This window comes from Acidovorax sp. JMULE5 (genome assembly GCF_013376875.1).
In the GTDB taxonomy this organism is placed as follows: Bacteria; Pseudomonadota; Gammaproteobacteria; order Burkholderiales; family Burkholderiaceae_C; genus Acidovorax; species Acidovorax facilis.
This window is the reverse complement of record NZ_CP035951.1, coordinates 2,784,012-2,804,173: the sequence shown is the minus strand read 5'-3', so window position 1 is coordinate 2,804,173 and position 20,162 is coordinate 2,784,012. Positions and strand designations below refer to the sequence as shown.

Annotated in this window: 18 protein-coding genes, 1 pseudogene and 1 riboswitch; of the genes and pseudogenes, 13 read left to right on the top strand and 6 right to left on the bottom strand. The window is 64.7% G+C overall.

Going from position 1 to position 20,162, the window contains the following annotated elements; translation table 11 throughout:
• The first annotated feature begins 2 nt into the window (after positions 1–2).
• Complete coding sequence (locus EXV95_RS12585; RefSeq protein ID WP_056057921.1) at positions 3–455, top strand: RbsD/FucU family protein; 453 nt, start codon at positions 3–5, stop codon at positions 453–455.
• Positions 456–468: 13 nt separating this feature from the next.
• Positions 469–1,710: an ROK family transcriptional regulator gene (locus EXV95_RS12580; protein ID WP_176887094.1), complete on the top strand. Its 1,242-nt coding sequence runs from the start codon at positions 469–471 to the stop codon at positions 1,708–1,710.
• Positions 1,711–1,821: 111 nt separating this feature from the next.
• Here EXV95_RS12580 and EXV95_RS12575 read toward each other — a convergent pair whose 3' ends face one another.
• The 3 genes from EXV95_RS12575 to EXV95_RS12565 form a co-directional block, all read right to left on the bottom strand.
• On the bottom strand, positions 1,822–2,625 hold the full coding sequence (locus EXV95_RS12575; RefSeq protein WP_176889033.1) for an HAD-IIB family hydrolase: 804 nt from the start codon (positions 2,623–2,625) through the stop codon (positions 1,822–1,824).
• A gap of 107 nt (positions 2,626–2,732) precedes the next feature.
• Entirely contained in the window at positions 2,733–4,181 is a 1,449-nt protein-coding gene (locus EXV95_RS12570) for a hypothetical protein (protein ID WP_176887093.1), read from the bottom strand.
• A gap of 384 nt (positions 4,182–4,565) precedes the next feature.
• Positions 4,566–6,191 (bottom strand): peptide chain release factor 3, encoded by a 1,626-nt coding sequence (locus EXV95_RS12565; RefSeq protein WP_176887092.1) that lies wholly within the window; start codon positions 6,189–6,191, stop codon positions 4,566–4,568.
• A 176-nt stretch (positions 6,192–6,367) separates the two neighbouring features.
• Positions 6,368–6,447: riboswitch (S-adenosyl-L-homocysteine riboswitch) on the top strand.
• A 71-nt stretch (positions 6,448–6,518) separates the two neighbouring features.
• Here EXV95_RS12565 and ahcY point away from each other — a divergent pair.
• The 5 genes from ahcY to EXV95_RS24935 all read left to right on the top strand — a co-directional run bounded on the left by ahcY (position 6,519) and on the right by EXV95_RS24935 (position 11,162).
• Positions 6,519–7,952 carry an adenosylhomocysteinase gene (gene ahcY, locus EXV95_RS12560; RefSeq protein ID WP_176887091.1) on the top strand — a complete coding sequence of 478 codons (1,434 nt, stop codon included), beginning with the start codon at positions 6,519–6,521 and terminating at the stop codon, positions 7,950–7,952.
• A 148-nt stretch (positions 7,953–8,100) separates the two neighbouring features.
• The gene (locus tag EXV95_RS12555) at positions 8,101–9,099 is read left to right on the top strand and encodes a TlyA family RNA methyltransferase (protein WP_176887090.1); all 999 of its coding nucleotides are present in this window, start codon (positions 8,101–8,103) and stop codon (positions 9,097–9,099) included.
• Entirely contained in the window at positions 9,096–9,947 is an 852-nt protein-coding gene (gene metF, locus EXV95_RS12550) for a methylenetetrahydrofolate reductase [NAD(P)H] (protein ID WP_055393090.1), read from the top strand. The genes EXV95_RS12555 and metF overlap by 4 nt, the downstream gene beginning before the upstream one ends.
• Positions 9,948–9,994: 47 nt before the next feature.
• Positions 9,995–10,621: a hypothetical protein gene (locus EXV95_RS12545; protein WP_255484727.1), complete on the top strand. Its 627-nt coding sequence runs from the start codon at positions 9,995–9,997 to the stop codon at positions 10,619–10,621.
• Between the two features lie 109 nt (positions 10,622–10,730).
• A complete protein-coding gene (locus tag EXV95_RS24935; protein ID WP_370460073.1) occupies positions 10,731–11,162 on the top strand; it encodes a septal ring lytic transglycosylase RlpA family protein in 432 nt (143 codons plus the stop codon).
• Between the two features lie 48 nt (positions 11,163–11,210).
• On the opposite strand, the gene EXV95_RS12535 is transcribed toward EXV95_RS24935, so the two are convergent.
• Positions 11,211–12,098 carry a 23S rRNA (adenine(2030)-N(6))-methyltransferase RlmJ gene (locus EXV95_RS12535; RefSeq protein ID WP_055393092.1) on the bottom strand — a complete coding sequence of 296 codons (888 nt, stop codon included), beginning with the start codon at positions 12,096–12,098 and terminating at the stop codon, positions 11,211–11,213.
• Between the two features lie 313 nt (positions 12,099–12,411).
• Here EXV95_RS12535 and EXV95_RS12530 point away from each other — a divergent pair, with 313 nt between their 5' ends.
• The 6 genes from EXV95_RS12530 (at position 12,412) to erpA (ending at position 17,297) form a co-directional block, all read left to right on the top strand.
• The gene (locus EXV95_RS12530; RefSeq protein WP_176887087.1) at positions 12,412–14,361 is read left to right on the top strand and encodes a serine/threonine-protein kinase; all 1,950 of its coding nucleotides are present in this window, start codon (positions 12,412–12,414) and stop codon (positions 14,359–14,361) included.
• A 194-nt stretch (positions 14,362–14,555) separates the two neighbouring features.
• Positions 14,556–14,987, top strand: coding sequence for a 50S ribosomal protein L13 (gene rplM, locus EXV95_RS12525; protein ID WP_008907237.1), 432 nt, complete (start codon positions 14,556–14,558; stop codon positions 14,985–14,987).
• 11 nt (positions 14,988–14,998) lie between these two features.
• Positions 14,999–15,391 (top strand): 30S ribosomal protein S9, encoded by a 393-nt coding sequence (gene rpsI, locus EXV95_RS12520; RefSeq protein ID WP_005798582.1) that lies wholly within the window; start codon positions 14,999–15,001, stop codon positions 15,389–15,391.
• Between the two features lie 164 nt (positions 15,392–15,555).
• Entirely contained in the window at positions 15,556–16,266 is a 711-nt protein-coding gene (locus EXV95_RS12515) for a DUF6776 family protein (protein WP_055394671.1), read from the top strand.
• Positions 16,267–16,472: 206 nt separating this feature from the next.
• On the top strand, positions 16,473–16,871 hold the full coding sequence (locus EXV95_RS12510) for a polymer-forming cytoskeletal protein (protein WP_055394679.1): 399 nt from the start codon (positions 16,473–16,475) through the stop codon (positions 16,869–16,871).
• Positions 16,872–16,931: 60 nt separating this feature from the next.
• Positions 16,932–17,297: an iron-sulfur cluster insertion protein ErpA gene (gene erpA, locus EXV95_RS12505; protein WP_008907234.1), complete on the top strand. Its 366-nt coding sequence runs from the start codon at positions 16,932–16,934 to the stop codon at positions 17,295–17,297.
• 88 nt (positions 17,298–17,385) lie between these two features.
• Here erpA and EXV95_RS12500 read toward each other — a convergent pair.
• Positions 17,386–18,470 (bottom strand): annotated as a pseudogene (locus EXV95_RS12500) (anhydro-N-acetylmuramic acid kinase).
• 228 nt (positions 18,471–18,698) lie between these two features.
• A complete protein-coding gene (locus EXV95_RS12495) occupies positions 18,699–20,060 on the bottom strand; it encodes a M23 family metallopeptidase (protein WP_055394670.1) in 1,362 nt (453 codons plus the stop codon).
• Between the last annotated feature and the right edge of the window lie 102 nt (positions 20,061–20,162).

Sequence of the window (20,162 nt, the reverse complement as noted above, 5' to 3'; positions counted from 1 at the left end):
CCATGCTGAAAAACATTGATCCCCTGCTGACCCCCGACCTGCTCAAGGTGCTGGCCGAGATGGGTCATGACGACGCCATTGTTTTGGCCGACGCCAACTTCACCGCCATGAGCCTGGGCGCGGGCAAGCCCGTGCTGCGCCTGCCGGGCATTGGCATGGCACGTGCCGTTCAAGCGGTGGCCAGCGTGCTGCCGCTGGCGCAGGATGTGCCGCACCCCGTGGCCTACATGCAGGTGGGTGGCACCGAAGTGCCGTACCGCTCAGCCCTGCAGCGCGAAACCATGGACGTGCTGGCGCGCGAGGGCGTGGCCAGCGCGCAGGCCGAAGGCGTGGAGCGCTTTGCGTTCTACGAGCGCGTCAAAAAGGCCTATGCCATCGTTGTGACGGGCGAGCTGCAGCCCTGGGGCAACTTCCTGCTGCGCAAGGGCGTCATCGGCGACACTCTGAACGCCTGATCGCTTCATCACCATGCTGGACACCGACGCATCTCCACCCGCCGTTGACAACACTGCCGCCAGCCCCGCGCTGCTGCGCCAGCGCGGCTCCAACCACGTGGGGCTGCGCCAGTTCAACGAGCGCGTGGTACTGCAGGCGTTGCGCACCCACGGTAGCCTGGCCAAGGCCGAGATGGCGCGGGTCACGGGCCTTACGGCGCAGACCATCGGCCTGATTACCGCCCGGCTCGACGAAGACCAGTTGCTGCGCCGCGAAGCGCCCGTGCGCGGCCGAGTGGGCCAGCCTTCGGTGCCGATTGGCCTGAACCCCGACGGAGCGTTTGCCATCGGCATCAAGATCGGCCGCCGCAGCGCCGATTGGCTGCTGGTGGACTTCACCGGCCATGTGCGCGAGCGCATCGTGCTCGACTATGCCTTTCCTGACATCGACGTGCTGCTGCCCGCCATCCGCACGCACCTCAACCAGCTGCTCGACGGCCTGGGTCCGCTGCGCTCGCGCGTGGTGGGCGTGGGCGTGGCCGCACCGTTCCAGCTGGGCGGCTGGCACCGCATGCTGGGGCTGACCGAGGCGCAGTCAGAAGCCTGGAACAACATCGACCTGGCCGAGCAGGTGCAGCAGATGACCGAGCTGCCCGTGAGCTTTGCCAAGGACACATCGGCGGCCTGCGTGGCCGAGCTGCTGCAGGGGCGCGGGCGCGACATCCCGAGTTTTCTGTACCTGTTCATGGACACCTTTGTGGGTGGCGGGCTGGTCATCAACTCGCACCTGCACCGGGGCTTGCACGGCAACGCGGGTGCTGTGGCCTCGCTGCCGCTGTCACCCGCCCAGCCGGGCCAGGCGCCCGCGCAGCTCATCAGCCAAGCATCGCTGTGGGAGCTGGAGCAGCGCTTCCGCGAACATGGCCTCGACCCCATGGCCGCCTACGACAAGCGTGTGCTGCAGGCCCCGTGGCTGGAACACAGCCGGGGCTGGATCGCGCGCGCTGCGGCGGGCCTGGCGCACTGCATCGTCTCGGCCACCGCGTTTTTGGACCTGGATGCCGTGGTGGTCGATGGCGCCGCAGCCCCCGAGCTGCTGCAGGCACTGTGCGAGAGTGCCCGCCACGCGCTGGCCGACTACAACTGGGAAGGACTGCACCAGCCGCCCCGTCTGGAGCTGGGCACCATGGGCTCGGACGCCCGCGCGCTGGGCGGGGCGCTGCTGCCGCTGCATGCGTGTTTTGCGCCGGATACGGACATCTTCCTCAAGGCCTGAGAAGGGCGTGGACTGTGAAGTTTTGCTATTAAAAATATAGCTATTTGCGCACATCCATCAAGCGCTAGGCCGTATTTTTATTCAATTTTCTCGGCCAAGGCTGCTTCAGGCTCAGCTCCCGCCGCGATCCAGACCCGCCAGGATCGCCCGTGCCACTTCGGCAAACCCCGCGCCCCGTTCGCCCTGGGTCACATAACGCGGCAGGTGCTGCAGTTGTGGCACAAAGCGCGCGATGTTGGCCACCCCCACGCTGTGGGGGAAGTGCTCGAACATGAGCTGGTCGTTGGTCGAGTCGCCCACATACACCCAGCGGTCGATCTCCGCGTCGAGGTCGCGTCCCAGCAACTCGCGCACGATCCAGCGCGCGCCCTCCAGCTTGTTGTGCGCCCCGAACCAGCCGTTGATGTGGATGCTGCTCACGGTGGCGTTCATGCCTGCGGCGCGCAGGATCGCCACGCATTGGTCGATCCGCTCTTGGGGCAGGTGTGTGAACTCACTGTGGTCGATGGCGATGTCCGTTTCGCGTCCGGGCGAGTCGGTCGCGCGGCGGGCGCCGGGCACCCTGGCTTCGATGTCAGCCAGCACTTGCTGCATGCGGGCGAAATGGGCTGCGCGCGTGGCTGCATCCTGTTGATATCGTTTTAACAGCGCATCGCGCTTGTCCAGAGAGCGCTGCAGGGCCACAGCACCATTCTCGGCCACGATGGCATCCACAGGCCAGGCGGCCGCAAAGGGCTCGCTCCAGCCTACGGGGCGACCTGTGATGGGTATCACGGCCAGTCCCCGGGCCTTGAGCGACTCCATCGCCTGCACCACGTGCGCAGGCACAACCCCCTCCGTGGTCAGCGTGTCGTCGATGTCAGTGAGCAGGCCGACGAGGCGGGCGGGAGGATTCCAGGTACTCAACGGAAGCATGGGGGAACGAGAAGGCATGGGGATGGCGAGAGGGGGCGTTGGTGAAAGTCGCGGAGGGCTGTCGCTCGGGCTTGCACCTTTTTCTGTAGACGAAGAGATGGCTGCTTCTAGCGGACACTTTGGGCAGGTTGCCCACGCGCCAGGCTCGGGAGTTTCTCTGCGACCCTTTCGGGGGGCATGGGCACCATGTCCCCGCCACGGAACTCGAATAGCTGCAGGGTGGCCAAAGGGGCCTGGTCCAGGCCGCGGCCCTTTTCGTCCACGACATGCAAATCGCCTGGCTGCGGCTTCGGTGCGAAAAGATCGGCGGTGTTTCGGGCGCGGATCAGTACAGAGCGTTTGTATCCATCATCGGTGCCTCCGAACTCTGGGACTACAAATATGGCCTGCCGCTCTTTGTCGAGCGACAGGGCAAAGCGGTACAGCGTGTCCCAATACGCCAGGTTGGGCCTGAGCGCCTGTTTCTCCTGCGCGTGCACACCTGCCAGGGCCGCAACAAGCGCTGCGCCTCCGACAAGGGCAAAAACCGGGCGCGTCTCTCGCGGCCAGACGACCGCCAGGCAGGCTGAAAACGCCACCCACGGCACGAACAGGTAGCGGTCCGGACTGTGAATTCCCGGAAAGGCCGTCAGCGGTATCAGCGGCAGCAGGACGATGCCCAAGGACACGAAGAACACAGGCGCATGGAGGCGGCGCTTCACGGCCGCAAGACACAGAAGGCCGAGAAATACAACGGCAAGGATGTTGCCGGGCGGTTTGGAGCCGAGGAGCAATTTGGGAACCCGGAGCAACTGGCGCAGGGCCTCGCTGGCATCGAAAACCCCTTGGCTGTAGCCGCCCACGAGGCGCCCAAGTAGCAGGTAGCGCCACCCTATGTAGACCAGTGCAATCAGCACAAACGGTATCAGAGCACGCACCCGTTGCTGCCGCGTGCCCACGGGCAGGAAGGGCAAGAGGACGACCAGGGGTACATAGACTTCCTTGCAGGTAGTCGCCAGCAGGTAGGCCAGGATCGACAGCCCCAGCCAGTATCCGCGCCCGCCTTTGAGATACCGAGTCCACCCCAGTATCGACAGCATGGCGAACACGAAGCCGGTCGCATAGTGCCCATGCATCAGGCCCGCCGCGATGTGGGCAGTGGGCTTGCCAAGCAACAGCGCAACGGCGCCGATCAGCGCGGGCAGGGGCTCCACCCACTCTCGCAACACGGCATAGAACAATGCGGCTCCCAGCCCCACGAGCAGCAGCAAGTGCGCGTAGTGGCCAGCGGCGGCCATGCCGAACAAGCTCAGGTTGATGTCGTAGAACAGCAGGTTCCATGGAGCGACATTGGCACTGGAGTGCCCCTGGGCAACGTGGGGCTCCAAGAAATATTGCCAGGGTGTGTATTGGGCGGCGTAGCTCAGGTGAGCGCCGTCATCCCAGCGCCAAGATCCCTGGAGTGATGCGCCATGCACCAGCAGGGTGAGCAGAGACAGAAGCAGTGTGGCGCTGAGACACTCGATCCAGGGGTGGCGGTCGATGTGTGCGCGCAGCGCGATACGCGCGGCTTTCAATGCTGGAGCATCCATTGTCAATGACGCAGGAAGCTGAGCGCTGCAGGCGTGTAGGGGCCAGGAGTGTGGGCGGCAGAAGGAGCATCGGCTGCAACGCGCGATAAACCGGTCTCGCGTGGTACCACCTCCTGTGCCCAGGGGCCCACACTGGGCTTGTCGGTAGCTCCACGCGATCCTCGGTTTTCGCACGTTTCGCTTCGATGCCTTCTGCCGCCCACACTCCTAGGCACATCACGCCCTCTGGTCAAAGTCTTCAGCAGCAGCAAGTCCGCACCGACCAGGGCCAGTGCAGAAATGGTGGAGCCGATGCAAGTCCTGGTGCAAAGCGGCGCCGCGGAGAAATTGATCGGCTGACTGCGCAAGAATTTCCCCCTCTTGTGCGGGCTATGCGCCCTGCAGCGCCAACCCCGCATGCTCGCGCAGCGGGTGGAAGTGGATCTTCGGAAACCGCTCTTGCGCCAGGCGCACGTCATACGGGCTGGTGCACAGGTAGGCCAGCGTGTCGGCCGCGTCGTGCGCCAGCCGCAGCGGGTAGGCGTCGGTGAACGCGCGCAGGTCGGCCGCGTTGTCGGCGGTGATCCAGCGCGCGCCGGTGTACTGGCAGCCTTCCAGGCGCACGTCGGCGTCGTACTCGGCCTTGAGGCGGTGCTGCACCACTTCAAACTGGAGCTGGCCTACGGCGCCCAGCAGCATGTTGCCGCCTGCGTCGGGCTTGAAGACCTGGATCGCGCCTTCCTCGCCCAGCTGGGCAAGGCCCTGCTGCAGCTGCTTGGTGCGCAAGGGGTTCTTGAGCACCACGGTCATGAACATCTCGGGTGCGAAGAACGGCAGGCCGGTGAACTGCAGGTTGGCACCATCGGTGACGGTGTCGCCCAGCTGCACGCCGCCGTGGGTGGTAAAGCCAATGATGTCGCCTGCGTAGGCTTCTTCGACGGCCTCGCGGCGTTGCGACATGAAGGTCACCACGCTGGTGGGGCGCAGCTCCTTGGAGGTGCGCTGCACCTTGAGCTTCATGCCCGGCGTGTATTTGCCCGAGGCCACGCGCACAAAGGCGATGCGGTCGCGGTGGTTGGCATCCATGTTGGCCTGCACCTTGAACACCACCCCGGCAAAGCCTTCGTCTTCGGGCTGGATGGTCTTCACGACGGGTTGCTTGTTGACTTCGAGCGTGCTCACGCGGGGGCCGGGGGGCGGGGCCATGTCCACCAGGGCGTCCAGCACTTCCATCACCCCGAAGTTGTTCACGCCGGAGCCGAAGAACACGGGGGTGAGCTTGCCAGCCAGGAAGGCTTCATGGTCCCACGCGGGCGATGCGCCCACGGCCAGTTCCATGCTCTCCAGCGCGGCGTCGAACTCGGCGCCAAAGCGTGCGCGCAGAGTCGCCTCGTCCGACAAGGGGATGGCCTCGAAGTCCTGTGGGCGGCGTTCGCTGCCGGACTCGAACACCGTCATGGTCTTGGTACGCAGGTTGATGATGCCGCCAAAGCTCTTGCCCTGGCCCACGGGCCAGGTCATGGGGCAGCAGGGCATGCCCAGCTCGCGCTCCACCTCGTCCATGATGTCCAGTGGGTCGCGCACTTCGCGGTCCATCTTGTTCACGAAGGTGATGATGGGCGTATCGCGCTGGCGGCAGACCTCGATCAGGCGGCGCGTCTGTGCTTCCACACCGTTGGCCGCGTCGATCACCATCAGGGCCGAGTCCACGGCGGTGAGCACGCGGTAGGTGTCTTCCGAGAAGTCCTTGTGGCCGGGCGTGTCGAGCAGGTTGATCACGTGCTCGCGGTACAGCATCTGCATCACCGAGCTGGCCACCGAGATGCCGCGCTGCTTTTCGATTTCCATCCAGTCGGAGGTGGCGTGGCGGCTGGCTTTGCGGCCCTTCACGGCACCGGCGATCTGGATCGCGCCCGAGAACAGCAGCAGCTTTTCCGTCAGCGTCGTCTTACCCGCGTCGGGGTGGGAAATGATGGCAAAGGTACGGCGGCGCCGGGTTTCTGGGGCGTAGGACACAGGGGGTTCCTGAATGGGATGGGTGCGGGGCAGAGCGCCCTGCGCAAGAATCTTCGGACCGGGACCGGCGTGGGACGCAGGGGCGGCAGTGGCGGGATTTTACTGTTCCGTGCAAGGCCGAGGACGGATTCATCCCGGGGCATGGCGCGGGGAATGCACTTGCTTTTATAATCCGCCGATCCGAGGAGCGTTGCAGCGTCCCCAGCACAGGCGGGGCGTGAGGCTCGGAGTCATCTAGCAACGACGCTCATCCACTTCTCGTGTGGTGAGCTTTTTCACTCCCGCGACCAGTGGTTTTTCAAACATGCTTTGGAGCAAGAAACCATCATGAACGCACGCGTCAACGCCCCGGTCAACACCGACTGCATCATTGCCGACATCGGCCTGGCCGCATGGGGCCGCAAAGAAATCCGCATCGCCGAAACCGAGATGCCCGGCCTCATGGCCATCCGCGAGGAATTCGCGCCCAAGCAGTCGCTCAAGGGCGCCCGCATCACGGGCTCGCTGCACATGACGATCCAGACCGCCGTGCTGATCGAGACTCTGCAGGCCCTGGGCGCTGAGGTGCGCTGGGCTTCTTGCAACATCTTCTCCACGCAAGATCACGCCGCCGCCGCCATTGCTGCCGCCGGTACGCCCGTGTTTGCCATCAAGGGCGAGACCCTGGCCGAGTACTGGGACTACACCCACCGCATTTTTGACTTTGGCCCCGCCGGCACCGAAGGCGAAGGCCCCAACCTGATCCTGGACGACGGCGGCGATGCCACGCTGCTGATGCACCTGGGCAAGCGCGCCGAAAAGGACGCCTCGCTGATCGCCAACCCCACCAGCGAAGAAGAAACCTGCCTGTTTGCCTCCATCAAGGCCAAGCTGGCTGAGGACCCGACCTGGTACAGCCGCAAGAGCGCCCAGATCATCGGCGTGACCGAAGAAACCACCACCGGCGTGCACCGCTTGAAGGAAATGTCGGCCAAGGGCTCGCTGATGTTCCGCGCCATCAACGTGAACGACTCGGTGACCAAGAGCAAGTTCGACAACCTGTACGGTTGCCGTGAATCGCTGGTGGACGGCATCAAGCGCGCCACCGACGTGATGATCGCTGGCAAGGTGGCCGTGGTGGCTGGCTATGGCGATGTGGGCAAGGGCAGCGCCCAGGCCCTGCGTGCACTGAGCGCCCAGGTGTGGGTGACCGAGATCGACCCCATCAACGCCCTGCAGGCCGCGATGGAAGGCTACAAGGTCGTGACGATGGAATACGCTGCCGACAAGGCCGATATCTTCGTGACCACCACCGGCAACAAGGACGTGATCCGCCACGAGCACATGCTGGCCATGAAGGACCAGGCCATCGTCTGCAACATCGGCCACTTCGACAACGAGATCCAGGTGGCGTCGCTGGAGCAGTACGAGTGGGAAGAGATCAAGCCCCAGGTGGACCACGTGATCTTCCCGGACGGCAAGCGCATCATCCTGCTGGCCAAGGGCCGCCTGGTGAACCTGGGCTGCGGAACGGGCCACCCCAGCTTCGTGATGTCGTCGAGCTTTGCCAACCAGACCATTGCCCAGATCGAGCTGTTCACCCACAGCGACTTCTACGAAAACGGCAAGGTCTACGTGTTGCCCAAGCACCTGGACGAAAAGGTGGCCCGCCTGCACCTCAAGAAGGTGGGCGCCATGCTGACCGAGCTGACCGACGAGCAGGCTGCCTACATCGGCGTGCCCAAGCAAGGCCCGTACAAGCCGGACACCTACCGCTATTGATCCCGCGCCCCAGGCGCATTGCGCGCCTTGGCGGCATGCCGCCGGGGCGCTGGTGGATCACTGCATCGTGGTTGCTACTATTGTGATAGCTGCTTGCGCTTTATGGATAAGCGCTGGAGGCTGATTTGACTCTTAAAGGATGAGCGCCATGCGTGCAGATGTATTTTTGGTGGAAGCGGGCCATGCGGCCACGCGCTCGCAAGCGCAGCGGCTGATTGCTGCGGGCGTGGAGTGGCGTCTGTCACCCCTGGCGCCCTGGCAGAAGGTGGCCAAGAACGGCGATGACATCCCGTCCGTGGCCGAGGTGAAGCTGCTGGACGATGCCGAGGCCAAGTACATCTCGCGCGGCGGCCTCAAGCTGGAAGGCGCCTTGTTGGCCACGGGGCTGTCCGTGGCCGGGCTGCGCTGCCTGGACGTGGGGCAGAGCACCGGCGGCTTTACCGATTGCCTGCTGCAGCAGGGCGCGGCGCAGGTCATCGGTGTGGACGTGGGCCATGGCCAACTGCACGAGCGGCTGCGCAGCGATCTGCGGGTGGTCTGCGTGGAGGGCGTGAACGCGCGCTCGCTGACCGCCCAGGCGCTGCAGGAAGCCTGCGAGCTGGCGCTCTCTGAAGTCGTCGAAGCCGACGAAGACAACGAAACCCAGCCCGAGGCGCCCTACAGCTGGATGCGCAACGGCGGCCTGGTGGACGAAGCCTACGACGACAGCGGCGACGCCAAGGACCAGGACATCGAAGCCTTCAAGTCCGAGCGCGCCCAGCGCGCCGAAGCCCGCGCGCAGGGCACACTGCCCGTCCAGCGCCGACGCCGCGCCGACTGCGCGGGGGTGGACACGACACCGGCGTTCGACCTGGTGACGGGGGACCTGTCCTTCATCTCGCTGACCCTGGTGCTGCCCGCCATCGCCGCATTCCTGCGCCCTGACGGCCACCTGCTCATGCTGGTCAAGCCGCAGTTTGAACTGCAGCCGGGCCAGGTGGGCAAGGGCGGTGTGGTGCGGGATGCCGCCCTGTATGCCGTGGTGGAAAAACGCATCCGCGACTGCTGCGCCGAACTGGGTCTGGCCGTACAGGCCTGGCTTGACAGCCCCATTCAGGGCGGCGACGGCAACCATGAATTTTTTGTTTATGCGAGGAGGGCACCATGATTGCTGCCAACGCCCAGGGCACCGGTTTTCCGGTGAGTTTCGAATTTTTTCCGCCCAAGACGCCCGAAGGTGCGGACAAGCTGCGGGCTGCGCGCCAGCAGCTGTATGCGCTGCACCCGGATTTCTGCTCGGTGACCTACGGCGCCGGTGGCTCCACGCAGGAGGGCACTTTTGGCACGGTGCGCGAAATCCTGGCCGAAGGTGTGAGCGCCGCCTCGCACTTCTCGTGCATTGGTGCCACACGCCAGTCCGTGCGCGAGCAGCTTGCCACGCTCAAGGCGATGGGCGTCAAACGCCTTGTTGCATTGCGTGGCGATCTGCCCAGCGGCTACGGCGCGGGCGGGGAGTTTCAGTACGCCAGTGACCTGGTGGCCTTCATCCGCGCGGAGACGGGCCGGGATTTCCACATCGAAGTGGCCGCCTACCCCGAGGTGCATCCCCAGGCCAAGTCGCCCGAGGCAGACCTGAACGCCTACATCGCCAAGGTTCAGGCGGGTGCGGACTCGGCCATCACCCAGTATTTCTACAACAGCGATGCGTATTTCCGCTTTGTGGAAGACACACAGCGCCTGGGCGCCAACGTGCCCGTGGTGCCCGGCATCATGCCCATCGGAAGCTCCACGCAGCTGATGCGTTTCTCGGACGCCTGCGGTGCCGAGATTCCCCGCTGGATCCGGCTGCGCCTGCAGGCGTTTGGCGACGACACGGCCAGCATCAAGGCTTTTGGGCTGGATGTGGTGACTGACCTGTGCGACCAGCTGCGCAGCGCGGGCGTACCCGCACTGCACTTCTACACCATGAACCAGAGTACGGCCACTCTGGAAATCTGCCGCCGCCTGGGGATCTGATGGCCACGGCGTGGCTACCATTAGCACTTTGCAACATTTGCAGGGGGATGGTGGTCATGGAACGAGCTGGGGTGGCGGTATGGTGTGCGCTGTATGTGTGGGTGTTGGGCATGTCGGGCGTTCAGGCGCAGACCCGCTACCACTGCCGGGACGATAGCGGGAACACCTTTGTCCTGTCGCGGCCGTGTCCTGACGGTGCCCGCACCACAGCCGCTGTGGCGGGGCCTGCCCCGGCGCAATATTCATCGCCACGTTATGACAGCTATTCGCCGGTGCGGTCATCGCCCGAAATCCCGGACCACCATCAGTATCTGAGCGCGCGCTGCCGGGCCCTGGATGAAAACATCCGGGGAGCGTATGGCCGGGGCATCAAGGCCGACGTGGTGGAAGGAATGCGGCGCGAATACCGGCGCGATTGCCGGGAGGAGGAGCAGGATGCGTACTCACGGCTTTCGGCGGAGCGCCGCCACCGCGACAAGCAGCGCCGGGAAGACGAAAAGTCTGCCCAGGTCGCAGCACAGGCTTCCAGGGAGCAGCAGGAGCGGCACGCCCAGCAATGCGCAGAGTCTCGCCGCATTCTTACCAACAAACGCGCCAGAACGGATTTGACGGATGGAGAGAAAAACGATCTGCGACGGTTTGAGGAAGCATTTCTGGAGCGCTGCAAGCGCTAGCGCCCACCTGCGGCTGCTGCCCCTGCTGGTTGCGGTCTGCTGTGCGTGGTTGCCTGCTGCGCAGGCAGAGGGGCCCGGTAACACCGCAGAGCCCTCCACCCCGAATGCCGTGGATGCCGCGTTGGCCGAGGCGGGGCTGCTGGATGAGGAGGTGCAACCTCTTGGTGAGCCCGTCGACGCTCCATGGGCTGCGCCTTCAGGGGAGTCTGCCCGGTACGAGGTGGCGCCCGAGACCGGACTCGCGTCCTGGTACGGGCCTGGGTTTCACCGGCGCAAGACGGCCAGTGGCGAGCGGTTTGACATGCACGCAATGACCGCTGCGCACCCCACCCTGGCCTTTGGCACATTCATCTGTGTGCGCAGCCAGATCACGGGCCGAGGGGTTGTGGTGCGCGTGAATGACCGGGGGCCCCATGCGCGGGGCCGGATCGTGGACTTGAGCCGTGCTGCGGCCATTGCCCTGGGGCTGCACGGTCTGGGGCTTAAGCCGGTGGAGGTGTTTCCTGTGGCCAATGGAGAATCGACCTGCCCTGAAGAGTGAGGACGCGGGGGCGGATGGGCCGTAAGAACGACCCGCCACTTGAACGCATCAGCCGCCTGATTCCAGGGTGTGCGTGGCGTGTTTGTCCTGGGCCAGCAATTCCACCATTTGTGGCAGTGCGGTTTTGAGCGCGGCCTTCAAGGTGAAGGGCGGGTTGATCAGAAACATGCCACTGGCTGGCAAGCCTGGACGCTTGACGTCGCCAGCAGCGTTTTCGGTGAGCTTGCTGTTCTTGACGGTCAGCGTGGCATGCAGCCAGCTCTTGCCTGCCTTGGTGGCCAGGGTCTTGAGACGGCGGGGCAGGTCGTGCGCCTCGGGGCGCGGGATGATGGGGTACCAAAAGGCGTACGTGCCGGTGGCAAAGCGCTTGAGCGAATCCGCCGCCATATCGAGCACCTTGGCATAGTCGCTCTTGATTTCATAGCTGGGATCGCACAGTACCAAAGCGCGGCGGGCCGGTGGAGGCAAGAATTTCTTGATCCCTTCGAACCCGTCTTCGTGCAGCACGGCCACTTGGCGGCCTGCTTCGAGCTGGGCCACGTTGCCCGCCAGGGCGCGCAGGTCGGTGGGATGCAGCTCAAAGAGCTTGAGTTTGTCGTGGTCGCGCAACAGGCGCTGGGTGATGAACGGGGAGCCTGGGTAAACCCGGAGCGTGTTGCCCTGGTTGAAGGCCCGGACCATGTCCACATAGGCCTGCAGGGCCGGCGTGAGGGCTGGGGCCGTGGGGGCAAACAGGCGGACGATGCCGTCTGCAGCTTCGCCGCTGGTGCTGGCGTAGTCGCCGTCGAGCCGGTACAGGCCCGCGCCCGCATGCGTGTCCAGCACGGTGAGGGCCGCGTCTTTCTCGGTAAGGTGTTGCAAGGCGGCGATCAAGACCGTGTGCTTGAGCACATCGGCATGGTTGCCTGCGTGGAAGGCGTGGCGATAACTGAACATGGCTCTATGGTAACGAGTGCGCCCTGTCGCCTCCCTGGGCCGGGTCGAGGGGGGGCTGCGCTGGGTGGCGTGCACCACAGAGGCCGGGTCATGGTTCCATGCGAATTTGTCATGGGCTGAGGGCGGCCAGGAATCATGGCGCGGCACAATCGGCGTATCTCTGACCAGGGTGTGTAACTTTTTTGGCAGACGGGAAGCCTTTTGTTTCTGTAGCGCGTGCTGGCATGCTTCATGATTGCGTTCGGAGCGGTGTTGGCACCCGTTCACCCACAATCTCTGTCGAAACAAGCCCGCACGCCACACCCTTTCCACCATGATCGCAAGTTCCAGCCAAGCCCCAGCCAGCGGTGTCAGCCATGTGGATGCGCTGCCGCCAGGCACCCGCCTCGCTGAGTTCGAGATCCTTGCGCTCCTGGGGGTTGGCGGGTTTGGCATGGTCTACAAGGCCTTTGACCACTCCCTGCACCGGGCCGTGGCGATCAAGGAATACATGCCTTCGGCGCTGGCGGGGCGTGCGCAGGGCCAGTCGCTCTGGGTGAGATCGTCGTCGGACCAGCAAACGTTCCAGGCCGGGCTGGCCTCTTTTGTGGGTGAGGCGCGCCTGCTGGCGCAGTTTGACCACCCTTCGCTGGTCAAGGTGTTCCGCTTCTGGGAGGCCAACAACACGGCCTACATGGTCATGCCCCTCTACAGCGGCATGACCTTCAAGCAGGCCCGTGCCCAGATGCGCACCCCGCCGCCCGAGATCTGGCTGCGCAAGGTGCTGTGGTCGGTGCTGGGTGCCCTGCGGGTGCTCCATGACGGTAAGACCCTGCATCGGGATATTTCGCCCGACAACATTTTTCTGCAGGACATCGGCCCCCCGGTGCTGCTCGACCTGGGCGCTGCCCGGCACGCGATCAACGACCAGGACCGCAAACACACCGCCGTCCTCAAGGTCAACTACGCGCCCATAGAGCAATATTCCGATGGCGACGAGGATCTGCGCCAGGGCCCCTGGAGCGACCTGTATTCCCTGGCTGCGGTGGTGCATGGCTGCTTGTGCAACGACACGCCGCTGCCTGCCACGTTGCGCTCCATCCGCGATCGCATGGTGTCGTTCTCCCGCGTGGCCAGAACCGTCAAGCGCCAGTTTGGCGTGGAGTATTCCGCGCCTTTCGTGGCGGCGATCGCGCAGTCGCTGGCGCTCAAGCCGGAGGACCGGCCGCAGAGCATCGACGCATTCCTGCAGCTCATGGAGATGACGTCTGCGCCGGAGGGGAGCGAGCACTTCGACTTCCGGAACGACCTGGGGGATATCTGGGTGGAGCCTGCCGATCAGCCGGGCCCGGGCTTGGTAACGCCCACGGTGGATGTGACCTCAGCACCCAGCATCGTGGCAGAGATGCACGCCCAGGCGCAGCGCGCCACCGGGAACGGAGTGGCCCACGAGGCCGGAGGGCGTGCCACTCCCGCGGGCGAAGCGAATGTTGGCGGAGACACCGTGATGCTGGGCGGCCCGGACACTGTGGCTGCCGATGCGGGTGATACGGTCTTCATCGACGCAGGAGACACGGTGGTGGTCGATGACTCCCGCTACGACGATCCCGCGGGCGACCCCAAGCTGGGGAACACCACCCGCCATGCGTCCGACCATCGACCACGGCCCCTGGAGCGGGAGATCGCCCGCCCCCACGGCAAGGCGGTGAAAACAACACGGCGCTCGCCGGTTGTGGTGTGGCTCGGGGTGGCTGTGGTGGCCGTGGTGGTTTCTGCCGCTGGCCTGCGCTGGGCCCAGAGCAGCAAGGCGCCGCAGGACGACATCATCACCGAGATGGCAGAGCCGCCCGCAGCGCCGCCACCTGCAGTGATGGAGACGGCGCTGCAGGACCCGGCCGCAGCGGCCTCTGCTGCTGTGGACGGCGCTGCGAGCGATACGGTGGCTGCTGCATCCATGCCTGCGCCAGCACTTGTCCCTGCTTCTGCTCCGCGCGCCCCCACTCGTGCGCGACGGGCCGCCCCTGAGCCGGCTCCGACCCCGATCGTGGTGCATGAGGAGCCGCCCCCGCCACCGCCCCCCGTGGTGGCCGAGCCCAAGCCCCGCCCGCCACCACCGCGTGTGCCCAGCCCGCAAGAGGCCTGTGCAGATGCCAATTTCCTCGCACGCCCCATGTGCATCCACCAGGAATGCCAGAAGCCGTCCCAGGCCAACCAGACCATCTGCGTGGAGAACCGCCGCCGCTACGAAGCCGACGAGCAGCGCCGCCGGCAGACCCCCAATTAGCCGTGGGCGAGGGGGCCGTGGGCTGCTTTCCGGCTACGGGCTTGCGCCACAGGCCTGCAAATTCGTATAATCGCAGGCTTCGCAGCGCTTTTGTGGTCCCGCGGCGAAGACTTTACGCCACCTAAGAGGCTTCCTTCAGAGAAGCACCGACCGTGGAAAAGGACCCGCCAAACCCTCTTTTGAAGAGAAAACTCATGACTACTACTTTCAGCGCAAAGCCCGCTGAGGTTGTGCACGAGTGGTTTGTGATTGACGCGACCGACAAGGTCCTCGGACGAGTAGCCAGCGAAGTTGCTCTCCGTTTGCGCGGCAAACACAAGGCCATTTACACGCCTCACGTCGATACCGGTGACTTCATCGTCATCATCAACGCCGCCCAGCTCAAGGTCACCGGCACCAAGTCCCTGGACAAGGTGTACTACCGCCACTCGGGTTACCCCGGCGGTATCACGGCCACGAACTTCCGAGACATGCAAGCCAAGCACCCCGGCCGCGCGCTGGAAAAGGCTGTCAAGGGCATGCTGCCCAAGGGCCCCCTTGGCTACGCGATGATCAAGAAACTCAAGGTGTACGGTGGTGCTGAGCATCCCCACACCGCCCAGCAGCCCAAAGTGCTGGAAATCTAAGGAGCCTTGAGATGATTGGTGAATGGAACAATGGCACCGGCCGTCGCAAGTCCAGCGTCGCCCGCGTGTTTCTGAAAAAAGGCTCCGGCAAGATCACGGTGAACGGCAAGGACATCCAGTCCTACTTCGGCCGCGAAACCTCGATCATGATTGCCAAGCAACCCCTGGCGTTGACCAACCATGTCGAAACCTTCGACATCCAGATCAACGTGCACGGCGGTGGTGAATCCGGTCAGGCTGGTGCTGCCCGCCACGGTATCACCCGTGCTTTGATCGACTACGACGCATCCCTCAAGCCCGTCCTGAGCCAAGCCGGCTTCGTGACGCGTGATGCCCGTGAAGTCGAGCGTAAGAAGGTCGGTCTGCATTCCGCACGCCGCGCCAAGCAGTTCTCCAAGCGTTAAGCTGGTTGGGCTCTGGAGGGATTGCCGCTTTCGGGCTGGCATCCTTCTCCCTGCGAAGCTTTCCTCGGACTGCTTTACAGAACAAAAAACCGCCTTCGGGCGGTTTTTTCGTTTAAGGTGCGCTCTTTTCTTCGAACCATCCTGATGTTTCACCCCTTCTCACCATGCGCCTTCGCCTTCTGCGCCGCCGACTGACGATCAGCGCCCCGAGGGTGGCCATCCGCAGTGCCTTGCCCTGGCCCCTTCGCTGGCTGGCCCTGGCTGTGGTTTTTGGTTTCTGTGCGGCGGTAGCGCTCTGGGCCTTTGAGTTTGGAAAATCCATCGCAGGGCTGGATACCGTCTCCCGTGACGAACTCCTGCAATTGCGGGCGGAAGTGGATCGCTTGCGGGCTGAGGGGCAAGAGCAACAGACGGTAGCCCATACGGCCGAGAGTCTTCTGGTGGCCGAGCGGGCTGCCAAGGAAAGCCTGATGGCGCAGGTTCGGCAGCTGGAGACCGACAACCGCACGCTGCGCGAAGACCTGGGGTTCTTTGAAAAGCTGATTCCCGCCGCAAAGGCTGAAGGGCTGGCGATCCGTAGTCTGCAGGCCGAGGTGCTGGGGGGAATGCAGCTGCGCTGGCAGGTCCTGGTGATCCAGGCGACGCGCAATGCCCCCGAATTCAATGGCCGGCTGGAACTGGTGCTGACGGGCACCCAGGATGGCAAGCCCTGGACCCAGACCCAACCAGCCCAGGGACAGCCGCTGCAGGTCAAGCAGTACCGGCGCATTGAGGGTGTGCTCGATCTGCCCCCCAGCGCCGTGGTAAAAACCGTGACCGCGCGCGTGCTGGAGGGCTCTGCGGTTCGCGCAGTGCAGGCGATGACCATCGACTAGTCCGGCGGCAGGGTTGGGAAGGCCCCTCCGGGGAGCCTCATCCAGCGTGCTGCAAGGCCCCATACAGCCCTGCGCCGGTCGTTGTGGCAGGCAGGGGTGATGTGTGCGGGGCTTCGCGCCGTAGCCGTTTTCCGTGGGCTTTCTGCCCCGTCGTTTTCCGTTTGTATGCTCCGGTTTGGAGCATGCGCATTGAGGAGTTTTCACCCATGTTTTCCCGCAAGAAGCAGCCACCGATCAAAAGCCTGATCGCCCAGGGCACCCGGATCGAGGGAGATGTGCACTTTGCCGAAGGCATGCGCATTGATGGCGAGGTGGTGGGGGACATCCGTGCGGGTTCGGAGCAGCCCAGCATCCTGGTGATTTCCGAGACGGCGCGCGTGGAGGGGGCGGTGCATGCCGACCATGTGATCGTCAATGGCCAGGTGGTGGGGCCTGTGCACGCTGCCGAACTGCTGGAGCTGCAGCCCAAGGCCAAGATCACCGGCAATGTGCACTACAAGGCGCTGGAGATGCACCAGGGCGCCGTGATTGCCGGGCAGATGTGCCCGGTGGCTGTGCTGGTGGAGGAAAAGCCCCCACTGAAGTTAGCGTCAAACGGGCAGTGAACTGAATTCCCGAGAAGACTGCAGTACTATTCACCGCAAACTTTGAACCCGGAGTACCCCATGAGCGCTGTTGCCGAAAACATCCAGACCGAAATGCCTGCCCCCATCCTGTTTACGGACAGTGCGGCGGCCAAGGTGGCGGACCTGATTGCCGAAGAGGGCAACCCTGACCTGAAACTGCGCGTTTTTGTGCAAGGTGGCGGTTGCTCGGGTTTTCAGTATGGCTTCACCTTTGATGAAATCACCAATGAAGACGACACCACCATGACGAAGAACGGTGTGTCGCTGTTGATCGATGCCATGAGCTACCAATACCTCGTCGGCGCCGAGATCGACTACAAGGAAGACCTGCAAGGGGCTCAGTTCGTTATCAAGAACCCCAATGCCACGACCACCTGCGGCTGTGGCTCCAGTTTCTCTGCCTGACACGGAGAGGGTAGGGGTCAGGTGGTACACACCGCTCTGTACCTGACCTCTGACCACGTAGCCGCCCGCATGGGCGGCTTTTGTTTTTTCAGGCTGGGTAAACAGCGCCCAGCACACGGGCTCCCGCAGCGCCGGTCACACTGGCCAGGTTGCCGGGCCGTCCGTGCAGCGCCTGCCGTGCCAGCCAGGCAAAGGCCGCCGCCTCCACCTGTAATGCGGGCAAGCCCAGGGTATCGGTGGCGGTGACCTGCACGCCAGGGCAGGCTGCCTGCAGCCGTGCCATCAAGTAGGCATTCAGTGCGCCACCGCCGCACACTGCCATCGTTTGGCTATTTCTTTTGTAGCTGTTTGCGCTTATTGCACATGCGCGGGCGGTGTATTCGGTCAGGGTCGCCTGTACGTCGGCAGGGTTTGCCTGTGCGAACGGCGCCAGGTGGTGTGCGAGCCATGCGGGGTTGAATAGATCGCGCCCCGTGCTCTTGGGGGGGGCTTGTGCAAAAAGGGTTCGTCCAGCAACGATGCCAGCAACTCCGGCAGCACCTTTCCGCTGGCGGCCCACGCGCCTCCTGCGTCGAAAGCCTGGCCGGTGTGCCGTTGGCACCAGTAGTCCATCAGCGCGTTGCCGGGGCCGCAGTCAAAGCCCAGCACACTGCCGTCGGCGCCCAGCACGCTGAGGTTGGAGATGCCGCCGATGTTGAGCACCAGCACGGTTTCACCCGCGCGGCCAAAAACCCCTTGGTGAAACGCTGGCACCAGGGGTGCACCCTGTCCACCTGCGGCCACGTCGCGACTGCGGAAATCGGCCACCACGGTGATGCCGGTGCGCTCCGCAAGCAGGGCAGGGTTGCCCAGTTGCAGGGTATAGCCCGTGCCATCAAATTCCCGGGGGCGGTGGCGCACCGTCTGCCCGTGGGCGCCGATGGCGCGGATGGAAGAGCCAGCCAGGCCGCTCTGTTCGAGCAGCGTCTGCACCACCTGCGCATACGCCTGTGACAAGGCGTTGCCCGCCAGCGCGGCGCGGTGCAATTCGTCAGTGCCCGAAGTGTTGAGGGCCATCAGTTCGGCTCGCAGTTCGGGCGCGAAGGGCGCGCTGGCATGGTGGGTGACCACGCAGTGCGAGCCGGAAAAATCGGCCAGCACCCCGTCGATGCCATCGAGCGATGTGCCCGACATCAGGCCGATGTACAGCTCGGATGCGCTCACAGGAGCCGTGTGGACTGTGAAGGCGTGGACGGAAGAGCCTCAGGTCCAGGGGCCCCAAAGCCCAGGCAAGCGGCGCGGCCGAGGCCAGCGGCCGCCGCGCAAGGGCCGCCGCGCCGCGTATGCGGCGCTTCGCTTGCGTGCGCTGGCGGCGCCCCCCTGTGGGGGGAAGGCGCGAAGCGACTCAGGGGGGGCTTCACTTCACTCTGCGCTGGCTTGTTCGATCTGTGCAGCGGCCGACAGCTGGATGCGCATGTTGGCCGCCAGGCGGTCAAACGCAGGGCGCGAGGCCTTTGAGACTGGCGCTGCCGCCTCGCTCTGGGCCACGATAGTCATGGGGTCTTGGTGCACGCCGTTGACGCGGAACTCAAAATGCAGGTGCGGGCCGGTGGCCCAGCCTGTGGCGCCCACGGCGCCCAGGTTCTGGCCTTGTTCGACCGACTGCCCTTGGCGCACATCGATGCGGCTCAGGTGGGCATACACGGTGACGTGCTGGTTGCGGTGCTTGACGAAGACCACATTGCCGAAACCGTTCTGCACGCCCGCAAACTCCACCACGCCATCGCCCACGGTGCGCACTGCGGTGCCGGTGGGCGCGGCGAAGTCGGTGCCCAGGTGGGCGCGCCAAGTCTTCAGGATGGGGTGCAGGCGCATCTTGAAGCCGCTGGTCACGCGCGAGAACTCGACCGGAGAGGTGAGGTACGCGCGGCGCATGCTTTCGCCGTCCAGCGTGTAGTAGGCGCCCTTGGCGGCACCGGGTTCCTGGAACCAGACGGCCTCATGGGTCTTGCCGTTATTCACGAACTCGGCGCTCAGAACGCGGCCACTGGACAGGGGCTCGCCATCGGCTTCCAGCGTTTCGTACACCACCGAGAAGCGGTCGCCCTTGCGCAGCGAACGGCGAAAGTCGATGTTGCCCGAGAACAGCTCGGCCATCTGCACGGCCACGGCGTCAGGGATGTTGGACGCATCGGTGGCGGCAAACAGCGAGCTGTGGATGATGCCGCCCGCCAGCCGACTGTTGGTCGTCATCTTGGCGGTTTCGATGCGCGTCGCAAACTTGTTGTCGCCCGTGCGCTCGACGATCAGGCGGCGGAAGTTGCCACTGTCGTCCGGCACCCAGCGCACCGTCAGGCGAATCAGGCGGTGGTCGTCGGTGGTTTCTGCCGACACGATCCGGCCGGTGCGGCCCAGCACATTTTGTCGCACAGGAGTGTCACCGCGCATGAACGCAGCGGCGGCCGGGTCGGCCACGCCCATGCGCTGCAGCAGCGACTCGGGGGTGTCGCTGCTGCGCACCTGTTCGGAGCGGAACAGCGAGAAGCCCGGGGCTTCCAGCTCGCCCAGCACGAGGTTCTCTGCCAGCGATTCAACGGGGTAGCTCACCATGCGCACCGGCAGCTCGGCCGGGTCCGGCGCAAAGGACGCCACGGCGAATGCGCCGCCACCACCCGTCAGCAGGATGGCTGCGACGGCGGCGGTGATGCGTTTGGGATGTTGTTGGATCGTGCGGGACAGCCGGTCAAGCAATGCCGAGCTGGCGGTGGTCAAGCCGTGAATCAATGGTCTATCCCCAGGGTGAGAGTGAATCCGTGACACTTCCCCGGCGCTGGCGCGGGGCAAGGCATGGAGCACAGACTGTCAGGCTGCAGCCGTTCGACAGAA

Excerpts from the sequence above, each read along its gene's own strand:
- EXV95_RS12585 (WP_056057921.1), top strand. The coding sequence starts at position 3 with ATGCTGAAAAACATTGATCCCCTGCTGACCCCCGACCTGCTCAAGGTG.
- EXV95_RS12580 (WP_176887094.1), top strand. The coding sequence starts at position 469 with ATGCTGGACACCGACGCATCTCCACCCGCCGTTGACAACACTGCCGCC.
- EXV95_RS12575 (WP_176889033.1), bottom strand. The coding sequence starts at position 2,625 with ATGCTTCCGTTGAGTACCTGGAATCCTCCCGCCCGCCTCGTCGGCCTG.
- ahcY (WP_176887091.1), top strand. The coding sequence starts at position 6,519 with ATGAACGCACGCGTCAACGCCCCGGTCAACACCGACTGCATCATTGCC.
- EXV95_RS12555 (WP_176887090.1), top strand. The coding sequence starts at position 8,101 with ATGCGTGCAGATGTATTTTTGGTGGAAGCGGGCCATGCGGCCACGCGC.
- metF (WP_055393090.1), top strand. The coding sequence starts at position 9,096 with ATGATTGCTGCCAACGCCCAGGGCACCGGTTTTCCGGTGAGTTTCGAA.
- EXV95_RS12545 (WP_255484727.1), top strand. The coding sequence starts at position 9,995 with ATGGTGGTCATGGAACGAGCTGGGGTGGCGGTATGGTGTGCGCTGTAT.
- EXV95_RS12535 (WP_055393092.1), bottom strand. The coding sequence starts at position 12,098 with ATGTTCAGTTATCGCCACGCCTTCCACGCAGGCAACCATGCCGATGTG.
- EXV95_RS12530 (WP_176887087.1), top strand. The coding sequence starts at position 12,412 with ATGATCGCAAGTTCCAGCCAAGCCCCAGCCAGCGGTGTCAGCCATGTG.
- rplM (WP_008907237.1), top strand. The coding sequence starts at position 14,556 with ATGACTACTACTTTCAGCGCAAAGCCCGCTGAGGTTGTGCACGAGTGG.
- rpsI (WP_005798582.1), top strand. The coding sequence starts at position 14,999 with ATGATTGGTGAATGGAACAATGGCACCGGCCGTCGCAAGTCCAGCGTC.
- EXV95_RS12515 (WP_055394671.1), top strand. The coding sequence starts at position 15,556 with ATGCGCCTTCGCCTTCTGCGCCGCCGACTGACGATCAGCGCCCCGAGG.
- EXV95_RS12510 (WP_055394679.1), top strand. The coding sequence starts at position 16,473 with ATGTTTTCCCGCAAGAAGCAGCCACCGATCAAAAGCCTGATCGCCCAG.
- erpA (WP_008907234.1), top strand. The coding sequence starts at position 16,932 with ATGAGCGCTGTTGCCGAAAACATCCAGACCGAAATGCCTGCCCCCATC.